Genomic DNA, 12280 nt, shown 5'->3' with positions numbered 1-12280 from the left:
AGCACTGATTACCCCGCCGATTGGGATCAATCTGTATGTCGTGCAAGGCATTCGAAAGTCTGGGCCAATGATTGATGTCATCAAGGGGGCATTGCCCTTCGTGATTACCATGTTCGTGATGCTCGCGCTCTTGCTCGCTTTCCCGAACCTCGCGCTTTGGTTGCCATCGTTGTTCTACTAACAGCGAAAAACTTTCAAATCTAAACACTGAATGACTGCTGGCACGCCAGCAAAGAGAGGAGCTGTGCCATGTGGCAATTTTGGGTCGACCGTGGGGGCACGTTTACTGACATCGTTGCAAAGACGCCGGAGGGCGCGCTGCGCACGCATAAACTTTTGTCCGAAAATCCAGAAGTTTACAAAGATGCGGCGGTGCATGGCATTCGCGAATTGCTGGGCCTTGCCCCCAATGCGCCAATCCCATCCGGTCAGATCAAAGCGGTCAAGATGGGCACGACAGTTGCGACCAATGCCTTGCTTGAGCGCAAGGGCGAGCGGACTTTGCTTTTGATCACCAAGGGCATGCGCGATTTGCTTCGGATCGGTTTTCAAAACCGCCCACGGCTGTTTGACCTCAATATTGAACTGCCTGAACTGCTTTATGATGAGGTGATCGAGGTGGAAGAGCGCATCGCGGCAGATGGCGACGTGATTTGCTCTTTGAACACGGACAGCGTGCGTGCGGCGTTGAAACAGGCATATGCACAGGGATTTCGCTCTGTCGCGGTGGCACTGATGCACAGCTATCGGTTTTCGGATCATGAGAAACAGATTGGCGAAATTGCGAAGGATATCGGTTTCGCGCAGGTTTCGCTCAGTCATGAAGCAAGCCCATTGATCAAACTGGTGTCGCGTGGCGATACCGCTGTTGTCGATGCGTATTTGTCCCCCATTTTGCGTCGCTATGTTGATCAAGTTGCGAGCGCCTTGGGCGCGCAGAATGGCGGCTGTGAGCGGTTGATGTTCATGCGTTCAAACGGTGGCCTCACCGATGCGAGCCTCTTTGAAGGACGCGATGCTATTTTGTCAGGACCTGCTGGCGGCGTTGTCGGGATGGTCAGCACCGCAACGGAGCATGGCTTCGATAAATTGATCGGCTTTGACATGGGCGGTACCTCGACAGATGTTTGCCATTACGCGGGCGAGTTTGAACGCAGTTTTGAAACAGAGGTTGCAGGTGTGCGCATGCGCGCCCCTATGATGTCGATCCATACGGTTGCGGCAGGCGGCGGATCAATTCTGACTTATCGCGATGGCCGCATGCAGGTGGGCCCGGAAAGCGCAGGCGCGGACCCCGGTCCTGCGGCCTATCGTCGTGGCGGTCCGCTGACGGTCACGGATTGCAATGTTTTGCTTGGCAAACTGAACCCCGATCTCTTTCCCCCCGTTTTTGGTCCGAACGCAGATCAACCGCTTGATGTTGCAGCCGTGCGCACGAAATTCGAAGCGCTGGCTGCTGAGATTGGCAATGGTCTCTCTGTTGAAGAGATCGCGCAGGGTTTCCTGCGGATCGCTGTCGAAAATATGGCCAACGCGATCAAGAAAATCAGCGTGCAACGCGGCTATGACGTGACCAAATATACAATGAATTGCTTTGGTGGCGCAGGTGGGCAGCACGCCTGTTTGGTTGCGGATGTCTTGGGAATGCAAAGCGTCTTTATCCATCCGTTTGCCGGCGTTCTATCGGCCTTTGGCATGGGGCTGGCTGATGTGCGCGCCATGCGCGAGAACCAGTTTGGGCAAGGCATTGAAAAGGTTGATGCTGCTGGAGCTATTCTGGCTGACTTGTGCCAGGATGCCCAGTCAGAGGTAGCGAGCCAAGGCATCGACGCGGTAAGTATTTCGCTGGTTAGAACGGCGCATATTCGTCCATCAGGTGCACAGCAGACCCTTGAAGTTCCGTTTGGGACCGAAGGCGAAATGCGCACGGCCTTCGAGATCGCGCACAAGCAGCGCTTTGGGTTTGTTCCAGAAGTCGATGATCTGGTAATCGAAATCCTATCTGCGGAAGCCATCGGCGCGACAGAAGAAGCCATGCCATTTGAAGAGGGTAGTGCGGCAGCGGCGCAAATCCGCACAACGCAGATGTGGTCAAACGGCACTTGCTCTGACACGCCCGTCATTGATCGCACAACAATGCGTTTGGGTGACGTGATTGAGGGACCGGCTATCCTGACCGAACCTACAGGCACCAATATCGTGGAGCAGGGTTGGCAAGCAGAGTGCATCAAAGACGGTGGCCTTGTGTTGCGCAGGGTCGTTCCGCTTGCACGTCAAGAGGCCATAGGGACCAAGGTTGATCCTGTGATGCTTGAGGTTTTCAACAATCTGTTCATGTCCATCGCCGATCAAATGGGCGCGACTCTGGCCAATACGGCCTATTCTGTGAACATCAAAGAACGCTATGATTTCTCTTGCGCAATCTTTGATGCCAATGGCGATCTGGTGGCCAATGCGCCCCATGTGCCCGTTCACTTAGGGTCTATGTCCGAAAGCGTGCGGGTCATTCTGGCGCAGAATGCAGACAAAATACGCCCCGGCGACGTGTTCATGATGAACAACCCGTTCAATGGCGGAACGCATCTGCCTGACGTGACAGTGATCACCCCCGTTTTCGATGCCGCGGGAGAGAGCATTTTATATACCGTTGCAAGCCGTGGTCATCATGCGGACATTGGCGGTAAGACACCTGGCTCTGCCCCGCCTGATAGTCGCAAGATTGATGAAGAGGGGGTACTGATCGACAATTTCCTGCTCGTTGAGCAAGGGCAATTGCGCGACGCCGCAACCCGCGCATTGCTAGGATCTGGTAAATATCCCTGCCGCAATATCGATCAAAACATGGCTGATCTCTCGGCGCAAATCGCGGCCAACCGAACCGGCGAAAAAGAGCTTCAGAGCATTACCGCCCAGTTCGGCGCACAAACGGTTCATGCCTACATGGGTCATGTTCAAGCGAATGCCGAAGAAAGCGTGCGCCGCGTGCTGGATGTGCTGCATGATTGTGAATTCACTTACCCGCTCGACAGTGGTGAGCAAATCCAAGTGGCGATCACTGTTGATAAAGCAGGGCGTCGTGCGACTATCGATTTCACGGGCACGTCGCCGCAAAATGAATGGAACTACAATGCGCCATTGTCGATTTGCCGCGCTGTTGTTCTTTATGTGTTTCGCACCTTGGTCGGTTCGGACATTCCTATGAATGAAGGATGTTTGAAACCGCTTGATCTGATCGTGCCGCAAGGAAGCATGATCAATCCCGCAGCCCCCGCTGCTGTTATTTCTGGCAACACAGAAGTCAGTCAGGCGATTGCCGACACGCTTTATGGCGCTCTGGGTGTCATCGCAGGAAGTCAGGGCACGATGAATAATTTCGTTTATGGCAATGATGTCTATCAAAACTACGAAACCATTTGCGGTGGGACGGGCGCAGGCGATGGCTTTCATGGCACGAGCGCCGTGCACAGCCATATGACCAACACGCGCATGACCGACCCTGAGGTTCTGGAAACCCGCTTTCCTGTGCGCGTTGATGCCTTTTCGATCCGAAGCGGCTCTGGCGGGGCAGGGGCGTTTAAAGGCGGCGAAGGCATTGAGCGGCGTTTGCGCTTTCTGGAACCCGCGACAGTCACTGTGCTTTCATCGCACCGTAAAGTGCCGCCACATGGCGCAAAGGGCGGTGCGCCCGGTGCGGTTGGCGAAAACAGCATCGAACGGGCCAATGGGGCGTTGGTTCCTTTGAGCGGCAATGATGAAGCTGAAATGCAAGCAGGTGATGTTTTCGTGTTGAAATCACCCGGCGGGGGCGGCTTCGGTGCACAATAGAGCTGCCAGCTAAATCGTGGAAATTTCAGATGACCGGACCGGATATATTCGGGTCCGGTCATTTCTTGTTGGGGCGTTCCATCGGCGAAATCGTGGTCGCTGGTCGCTGGTCGCTTAAATGGGGGATCGACCCCATGCCAATGCACCCATCCCATTTGTAATTTTGAGCCAAGGAAACAGTGCACATCGCACAACTTACTTGGAAGAGGATATCAAAATGGGTTTGTTCAAAAAGAAAAGCATTCACGAGACGATCAAAAAATATGGCTGGAGCAGCTCTGCCAATGGCGGTTCGGGTAACGACAAAATGTACGGCTATTCCGTCGACAAGAACGTCCTCGATGGAGGTTCAGGCAGCGACTACATCGAAGGCTGGGCTGCGCGTAACTACCTGTATGGCGGTTCAGGCAGTGATACGATCAAAGGCAAGGGCGTATACAATAAACTCTATGGGGGCACCGGTTCGGACAAGATTTATGGCTACGGCGCAACCAACAAACTTTATGGTCAAGACGGGCACGACAAGCTCTATGGGTATGGTGCGTATAACTATCTGAGCGGCGGCGATGATAATGACACGCTCAAAGGCTATGGAGCGAAAAACACTCTCTATGGTGGCAACGACAACGACAAACTTTATGGGTACGGCGCAAGCAATTATCTAAATGGCGGCAACGGTGTAGACAAGGTCTACGGCTACGGCGCGAGCAACAAGATGTACGGAAAAGATGGTGATGACTATCTGTCCGGCAAAGGCGCTTACAACTACATGAGCGGCGGCGATGATGACGACTATTTGGTCGGCACGGGCGCTCTGAACAAGATGTACGGTGGCAGCGACGATGATCGGCTCGTCGGCAAAGGTGCGGTCAACATTATGGATGGTGACAGTGGCAACGACACGATTGAAGCAAGCGGCGGCGTAAGCACGGCTTATGGTGGTTCCGGCAATGACAACATCACGGCGACGGGTGGCGTGAACACCGTATTCGGTGAAAGCGGCGACGATACAATCTCTGCAACAGGCGGTGTGAACACGGCTGATGGGGGCTCTGGCAACGATACGATTACTTTGAAAGGTGGCGTCAACACTGCGAAAGGCGGCACAGGGAACGACAAAATTATCGCGACCGGCGGTGTTAACACGTTATTTGGTGAGGAGGGCAACGACACCATCGAAGCTTCGGGCGGCGTCAACACAGTGTTCGGCGGCGAAGACGCAGATCACATAACGGCTGTTGGTGGCGTAAACACGCTTTTCGGTGATGAAGGCGACGACCTTATGGAAGCGATCGGCGGGGTGAACACCTTCTTAGGTGGCGAAGGCGATGATGTCATGAATGCTGCGGGCGGCGTGAACACGATGTTTGGCGGCGAAGGCAATGATCATATGACAGCGGCTTCAGCCCTCGTGACCGCGCAGTCTGGTGAAGAAGGCAATGACACGATGATCGCGCTCTCGGTTGGCAATAGCCAATGGGGCGGCGCGGGCGACGATGTGTTGCTCGGCGTTGGCCAAGGCAACCTGCAATGGGGCGGCGAAGGCGATGATTTGCTTGCTGCGGCTGGGTCAACCAACGTGCAATTTGGCGGCGACGGCGAAGATGATCTCTATGCGCTGGGCTTGCAGAACTATCAATTCGGCGGTGACGGTGAGGACCTCTTGGTCGGTGTTGGATCGCTGAACGTCCAACATGGCGGCGAGGATGCAGATATTCTGGTCGGTGCGGGTCTAACCAACGTTCAGATCGGCGCAGAAGGTGATGATTGGATGATTGGCGCGGGAGGCGCGAACGTGCAGTTCGGTGCGCATGTTTGGTCCGCTATTCCCGAGGACTTCGAACTTGGCGACATAGACATTGACGCGATCCGCGATGGGATTGAGGAATTTCTCGATGTCTCTGCGGCAGAGGACGGTCAAAACAAAATGCTCGCAGGGGGCTTTGGCAACTTGCAGGTTGGCGGTTCAGACACAGACGTCATGATCGGTGGCGGTCGCGGTAACTTTCAGGTCGGCGGCGACGGTGATGATGTGCTGCTCGGTGGCGGTCAGGCGAACGTGCAATCTGGCGGCGCGGGCAGCGACACGATGATTGGCCTTGGTCAGATCGGCGTGCAATCGGGCGGTGATGACGGCGACGTCATGCTCGCGATGAAGCTTGGCGGCAAGGTTGGGCTCAACTTTCAGCACGGCGGCGAGGGTGGTGATTTGATGATGAGCGAGGGTGATCCCGTCGATTGGGCGGAAGGAACCTGGAGCACGTTGAAAGAGCTGATCACCGACGCGATCGAAGACAAGACAGATCCAGACAACACCACGGAAAGCGACACCGCTGAAGAGGCGCAAGCCGAACAGGACGCAGAGCTGACAGAGGCGCTAAAAGATCAAATCATCGACGAGCTTCCGACGGCCTTTAACGTGCAATTCGCAGGCGAAGGTGATGATGTCTTCCATGTCGGCGGCGATATGGGCTTTCAGATTGGCGAAGCGGGCGATGATATCTTCCTTGGTGGAGGCTCTTTCAACCTCTCTATGGGCGGTGAGGGCAGCGATTTGATGCTGACCGCTGGCGAAAATCTGAACTTTGCCTTTGGCGGTGATGACGCAGATTGGATGATTGATGCCGATGCCTTTGCAGACTTTGTCTACTCTGCTGTTCTGCCCGATCTCACGGACTTCGACATGTCTGCCTTCCTCGATGCTGATATCTTCGATCCCATCTCTGACATGATAGATTTTGCCCATGATGTGCGCGATACGATTGAAGATCTGAACCCGCTTCAAGATGCGATGGACGCCATTGGAGGCGCTGTTGCCGACGCGATAGAGGCTACGGGCGATGCGATCCAAGAAGTGACAGACGGTATTTCCGAGGCCACGGCCGATCTGCGGTCCTTGCTTGATTACTCCGGCACGCAAATGTTTGGCGGTGAGGGCGATGACATCCTGTCCTCTGCGGGTGATATGATCGGCGGAATGGGCGCGGACACCTACGTCTTTAACTTCGGTGACGATGGCACGATTGATGAGGCTGGTGTTGACGCATTGCGCGGCGCGGCGAGCTTCATTGAGAACGCTGAAGATGTGCTCGACGTGCTCACAGGTGGCGCTGGTGGGTCCGATACGGTTGAGCTGCGCGATGCGGGTTCTCTCGATGCAAGTGATCTACGCTTCTGGGTCGATGGCGGCACAGATTTGGTGATCGAACATGGTGGCTCTGATCTGCGGATCAAGAATATGTCTGACGCGGATGAGGCGATTGAGACATTGATGATCTGGGATGGCGAATCCGGCCAAAACTACGATCTCGCCGCAGCTTTTAACGCTGGCGCCTTTACTGCGCGCTCCGAGTTTGGTGCATTCAACACTGGCGCTGTTGATCTATCCGCCTTTGCGCTGGACAGGGTTGAAGACAGCGTTGTGGATCATCAATTCGCAGACGCGTTTAGCGGCTGGATGGAGACTTTGGCCGAGGTGACAGGCAATATCGCACTGGTCGGTGAGCATATCGCCGATGCGGTCGAGGCCGTGGATGGCTTCATGGAGATTGATGTTCTTCTGCCAACGGATGTTTTCGACTTCGTCTAAACCTACAGCGCATTAACATCAAAAGCCGCGGCCTTTGGACCGCGGCTTTTCTCATGTCTAATGTGCGCCGCCAAAATTGCACGTCTGTTTGAGAAAGGATGTTTGATGGTCGCAGATCAGTTTGCGCGCCAGAGCACGCTTGACTAATTTTGTGCGCGGTAACTGTCGTCCGCAGCGCGCAGTTCTTCGGGGGTGATCCGCCCGTCGCCATTCAAATCCGCGATATTAAACGCATAGCCAAAGGCCTTGAAGCGCACGATGGTGCGCGCAGTTGGTTGGCCGGCGCGCGCCATGTGGCGCACAAATGTTGGGAATTCCGCGCGGCTGAGGGACAGATTTTTATCCTGATCTGCGGCGATGAACGCGTCGATCTCTGTTTGTGTTGCATCAAACGCGTGGCCTGTCTGCACTGTCAAAAGAGACAGTGCAAAAGTTAAGCTTGTAACACTGGGTTGCCTCATCAGTTCAAAACCTCAATGGTCCATTCAATGTTCAGTGTTTGCCCGCTTTGGCCTGTAAGATCAGCCATAAAACCAATCGAGCGACGCGGATCACCGTCACGAGTCGTTGTCAAAAGCATGATGTTTTGCGCTGTCGCTGCGACGGGCAGGCAGGCTTGCGCGCCTGGGGAGGCAAACTGCGCCAGATGGGCCTGCGTTGCAATACCTTTGGCCGCCTTATGTGTTCTCGGGACGTGGATGCAAAGCGAAACGAAGACAGCGTCGCTGAGAAACGTTTCTGCTGACATGGAAATCTGCACTTGGTTTCCATCAATGCTGTTCAACTCGCGCGTATGCGTGCCAAAACCAGCATCATTCGCGGTAGTGGCATTCGGCAAAAGTGCTAGGATGAAAACAAGTGAACGCAACGACGGCCCCTGTGCCAAGTGTGCGTTCGACTCTAATGGGGCAGGGGCGTGAGGGTTATGGGGTGAATACCCCAATCGCCAAAGGTTCAGAGCGCGCTCGGATCAATCAAACCTTCGCGCAGAGCATAGGCCATCAGTTGGGGCACAGAATGCACACCCAGTTTTTGCATCATGCTGGTGCGATGTTTATCGACCGTTTTGACACTGATCCCAAGATTTTCAGCGATGTCTTTGTTGGATTGCCCAGACAGGATCAAATTTAACATTTGACGCTCGCGGCCAGTAAGGACTTCGGTCTCTGCGCTGTCCTCTAGAATTTTCATGAAAGACACAGCGATGTAGCGTTGGCCCTGCAAAATACCGGGCAGCTTTGCGTAAAGCTCGGAATTGTCGTCAGCCTTTGAGAAAAGCCCATCCACACCTGCGTCTACGATGGAGCTGACAAGCCCAACAGCCGTTACACCTGTGAGCACAACGATCTTCGTATCTGGCGACCAGCGCCGCACTTCGATCATGGTTTCGACGCCGCCCGCCATAGGCATCTGAACATCCAGCATCAATAGATCGGGTTTATGTTGGCGCACGGATGCGATTGCAGCCAGTCCATCTGCGGCTTCGTCGATGACATGCAGTCCGTCAGCTGTCACCAAGCCTGGTTTTTCCAGCGCGTCGCGAATTCCTGCGCGCACTATTGCATGGTCATCCGCTACTATCGCATAGTGTCGCTCACGCCCTGTCATCATTCACCTTTGGACCCTAAATTGCGTATTCTGTTTCGCATAATTTTACGGACATTAACTAGCTTTTTTGTGCCCTTTGCGGCCCTGATTATGCTGGTGAGCGCCGCAATGGCGCAAGGGGTTGAGATCACGCCGGATCAGACACGTATCAAGCTTGATCCTGATTTGAGGTATTGGGCCTCGCTTGGCCCCTATCCCGGACCTGCCTACGAAGCCTACACAAGTGGTCAGTTCGTTCCCGAGCAAGAGACGATTTCGCACGGTATCAATCACGCACCCGAGACATGGTTTGGCACCACGCTCAAGAATGCCTCCTTTGCTGATGGTCGCGCCGGGGATCGCTTCACGCTCGTTCTGGATGCGCCATTTGTGGTTGGGTTTCGCGTTTTTCTGGTGCGCGAGGATGGTTTGACTGAGACCTTGATCGATTATTCGTCCTTTCAGCCGTTCAACAGGGCAGAGCATAGTGTGAACCGGCTCAAAAGTGCGGAATTTATCCTCGCCCCGAATGAAGAAGTGACCCTGCTCGCGCATCTCCAACTGGGTGTCATGCCAAGTTATACCGTCGATCTGTTTCGCCCCAATGCGCTGGGCGATGCGAGCTTTGGTTGGGGCGTTTTGATGAGCGCGTTTTATGCGTTCAGCCTCTCGTGCTTATTGTTTGGTTTGGGTTTCCAAATCGCAATGAAAAGTTGGGAAGGCGTCGGTTATGTGACAATGTTCTTGATGTTTCTGGCCCTTATCGCCCATTCCGACGGGGTACTCTTCCGATTGTTGTATCCTGCCAAACCGGTTTTGCACGCACCAATGGCGGTTGGGCTTTTATTTGGCACAGCTACAATCAGTTTTGGGATCGTCGCGCGGGCATATTTTGCCCAGCAAAAGACGCGCAGATTTGCACGCTTTGTCTTAGCGGGATTGGGGCTCGTCACGCTTGCTTTGGTGTCTCTTACGCTGTGGATGCCTTCGCCATGGCTGTTTTTTGTCGCCTGCGCTTTGGTGCTTGCCTCACTTTCGATCAGCGCGGTTTTCCCGAGCGCTGCCATGTCGACAGAGATCAATCCCAACATTGGCCTGCGGACGCTGATCGTGCTGGGGATCGCGACTTTCTTTGTGTTGCTGGCTTGGACGACACTCGGCGGCGCAGTGGCTTGGCTCACGCCAAGAGCAGCGCTCAAACTTGCGTTTTTGCTCATGGCGTTATCGATCATGAGCTATTTGACCATGAACTTGATCATCATGCGTCGCCGCCATGTTGCGGCAATAGAGGAGCGAGTTGACGCGCTCGAGGCTGAAGCCGAGAAAAGCCGCCAGCTTCTTGAAACCGAACGTGCCTATATCCGCGCACGTGAAACGGCAGCTGCGCGTCAGCGGCAATTGGCGACGGCCTCGCATGATATAAAACAACCGTTGATGTCTTTGCGCGCAACCTTCGATGCGATCACGCTTGATATGGAGCAATCAGTTCGCGACCGGCTGCAAGAGGCTTTTGTCTATCTCGAAAACCTCTCCAAGACATATGTTGATGGGACCGTTCCTGAGACGGGTGAAGAAAACGACGTGGCAGCAGAGCTAAAGCAAGACGCTAATGAGACTTTCTTGCTCTCTGTGCCGCTTGGCACGGTGCAGCAGATGTTTAAGGAGGCGGCCGTTTCTAAGGGCCTTCAGCTGCGCGTTGTTGACACCTCCCTGCACACGAGTGCACCGCCCCTTGTTCTGATGCGTATCCTCTCGAACCTCGTGTCGAACGCTTTGAAATATACGGAGACGGGGGCTGTCTTGGTCGGTGTGCGCCGCGCAGATCATTCGGTATGGGTGTGTGATACGGGCGCTGGCATGAACACGGCGGAAATTGAGGGTTTCAAAGAAGCCTATGCCAAGGGCGACACATCCCAAGGGCACGGCTTGGGTCTGTCGGTCTGTTTTGAGCTGGCGGCGACGAATAACATGCCTTTGAGCGTGAGTTCGGTGCCGGGCAAAGGCACGGTATTTTCGCTGTCTTTGAGCGCTTACGGCTAGAACCGACGATCATGTCTTGGCCCTTGCTCGGGCAGGCGCTATCACGGGCGTCCAAGACATTAGAAAGAGTGCTTCATGACTGATTTTTCCGACCGCATCGCACGCACAATTGCCGCTGATATCGGGGCACGTCCTGAACAAGTGAATGCGACGGTCACGATGCTGGATGCGGGTGATACGGTGCCTTTCGTTGCCCGCTATCGGAAAGAGGCGACAGGCGGTCTAGATGATGCGCAATTGCGCCGCTTGGCGGAGCGTCTGGAATATCTGCGCGATCTAGAAAAGCGCCGCGCGAGCATTTTGGCCGAAATCAAATCGCAGGATAAACTAACGGATGCATTGGCGCGTTCGATCAATGCGGCGGAAACGAAATCGACTTTGGAAGATTTGTATCTGCCTTTCAAACCCAAGCGCCGTACCAAAGCGATGATCGCGCGGGAAAACGGGTTGGAGCCATTGCTGCGCAGCATTTTGGAGGATCGCAGCGCTGATCCCGAGGTGACCGCGCAGAGTTACGTTAAGGGTGAGATCGAAACGACTAAAGCGGCTCTGACAGGCGCGCGTGACATTCTGATCGAAGAACTGGCTGAAAACGCAGGCCTCTTGGGGCGGTTGCGCGACGTGATGCATCAAGAGGCGCTGGTCATGGCCCGCGTGATCCCGGGCAAGGAAGAGGCAGGCGCGAAGTTTTCTGATTATTTTGCACATTCGGAGAAATGGTCTGCGATCCCGTCACACCGTGCCTTGGCGCTTTTACGTGCGAGTAAGGAAGAGATCGTAACGCTAGACATCGGCCCTGATCCCGAAACGGGCGTTGAGCGGGTGGTGAACATCATTGCGGCAGAGATCGGCATCACGGGCCAAGCGCCCGGAGATGTCTGGCTACGCGCAGCGGCAACTTGGGCGTGGAAGGTGAAGCTTTCGCTGTCGATGTTCATGGACCTGATGACCGAGATGCGCCGCGATGCGCATACGGCCGCGATTGAGGTTTTCGCACGTAACTTGCGTGATTTGCTGCTCGCCGCGCCTGCGGGTCCGCGCGTGACCTTGGGCCTTGATCCGGGCATTCGTACGGGTTGCAAGGTCGCGGTTGTGGATGAAACGGGCAAGCTGCTCGATACGGCGACGATCTACCCGTTCCAACCGCGCAACGATCTGCGCGGCGCGGAAGAAACGCTTTTGCAACTGATCCAGCGGCACAAAGTAACGTTGATCGCTGTCGGCAACGGCACCGCCAGC

The 12280-nt window shown here is 54.9% G+C and carries 9 protein-coding genes; 6 read left to right on the top strand and 3 right to left on the bottom strand.

The window, feature by feature from the left end; all coding sequences use genetic code 11:
• From ABJQ89_RS21075 to ABJQ89_RS21060, 4 genes are all read left to right on the top strand, one after another.
• The coding region (locus ABJQ89_RS21075; RefSeq protein ID WP_348498114.1) for a TRAP transporter large permease subunit at positions 1-181 on the top strand (181 nt) is incomplete at its 5' end.
• 68 nt (positions 182-249) lie between these two features.
• On the top strand, positions 250-3825 hold the full coding sequence (locus tag ABJQ89_RS21070) for a hydantoinase B/oxoprolinase family protein (protein WP_348498113.1): 3576 nt from the start codon (positions 250-252) through the stop codon (positions 3823-3825).
• 29 nt (positions 3826-3854) lie between these two features.
• Positions 3855-3986, top strand: coding sequence for a hypothetical protein (locus ABJQ89_RS21065; protein WP_348498112.1), 132 nt, complete (start codon positions 3855-3857; stop codon positions 3984-3986).
• 56 nt (positions 3987-4042) lie between these two features.
• Entirely contained in the window at positions 4043-7414 is a 3372-nt protein-coding gene (locus tag ABJQ89_RS21060; protein ID WP_348498111.1) for a calcium-binding protein, read from the top strand.
• Positions 7415-7557: 143 nt separating this feature from the next.
• Here ABJQ89_RS21060 and ABJQ89_RS21055 read toward each other — a convergent pair whose 3' ends face one another.
• From ABJQ89_RS21055 to ABJQ89_RS21045, 3 genes are all read right to left on the bottom strand, one after another.
• Positions 7558-7824 carry a hypothetical protein gene (locus ABJQ89_RS21055; RefSeq protein ID WP_348498115.1) on the bottom strand — a complete coding sequence of 89 codons (267 nt, stop codon included), beginning with the start codon at positions 7822-7824 and terminating at the stop codon, positions 7558-7560.
• Between the two features lie 50 nt (positions 7825-7874).
• Positions 7875-8282, bottom strand: a complete 408-nt coding sequence (locus ABJQ89_RS21050) for a hypothetical protein (protein WP_348498110.1) — start codon at positions 8280-8282, stop codon at positions 7875-7877.
• An 86-nt stretch (positions 8283-8368) separates the two neighbouring features.
• Positions 8369-9025, bottom strand: coding sequence for a response regulator transcription factor (locus ABJQ89_RS21045; RefSeq protein ID WP_348498109.1), 657 nt, complete (start codon positions 9023-9025; stop codon positions 8369-8371).
• A gap of 105 nt (positions 9026-9130) precedes the next feature.
• Here ABJQ89_RS21045 and ABJQ89_RS21040 point away from each other — a divergent pair, with 105 nt between their 5' ends.
• Positions 9131-11041, top strand: a complete 1911-nt coding sequence (locus tag ABJQ89_RS21040; protein WP_348498108.1) for an MFS domain-containing histidine kinase — start codon at positions 9131-9133, stop codon at positions 11039-11041.
• Positions 11042-11116: 75 nt separating this feature from the next.
• A partial coding sequence (locus ABJQ89_RS21035) for a Tex-like N-terminal domain-containing protein (RefSeq protein WP_348498107.1) occupies positions 11117-12280 on the top strand: 1164 nt, incomplete at its 3' end.

This window comes from Planktotalea sp. (genome assembly GCF_039984035.1).
In the GTDB taxonomy this organism is placed as follows: domain Bacteria; phylum Pseudomonadota; class Alphaproteobacteria; order Rhodobacterales; family Rhodobacteraceae; genus Planktotalea.
Note: the sequence above shows the minus strand (reverse complement) of the source record. Positions and strands in the feature narration are given on the sequence as shown.

Excerpts from the sequence above, each read along its gene's own strand:
- ABJQ89_RS21070 (WP_348498113.1), top strand. The coding sequence starts at position 250 with ATGTGGCAATTTTGGGTCGACCGTGGGGGCACGTTTACTGACATCGTT.
- ABJQ89_RS21065 (WP_348498112.1), top strand. The coding sequence starts at position 3,855 with ATGACCGGACCGGATATATTCGGGTCCGGTCATTTCTTGTTGGGGCGT.
- ABJQ89_RS21060 (WP_348498111.1), top strand. The coding sequence starts at position 4,043 with ATGGGTTTGTTCAAAAAGAAAAGCATTCACGAGACGATCAAAAAATAT.
- ABJQ89_RS21045 (WP_348498109.1), bottom strand. The coding sequence starts at position 9,025 with ATGATGACAGGGCGTGAGCGACACTATGCGATAGTAGCGGATGACCAT.
- ABJQ89_RS21040 (WP_348498108.1), top strand. The coding sequence starts at position 9,131 with ATGGCGCAAGGGGTTGAGATCACGCCGGATCAGACACGTATCAAGCTT.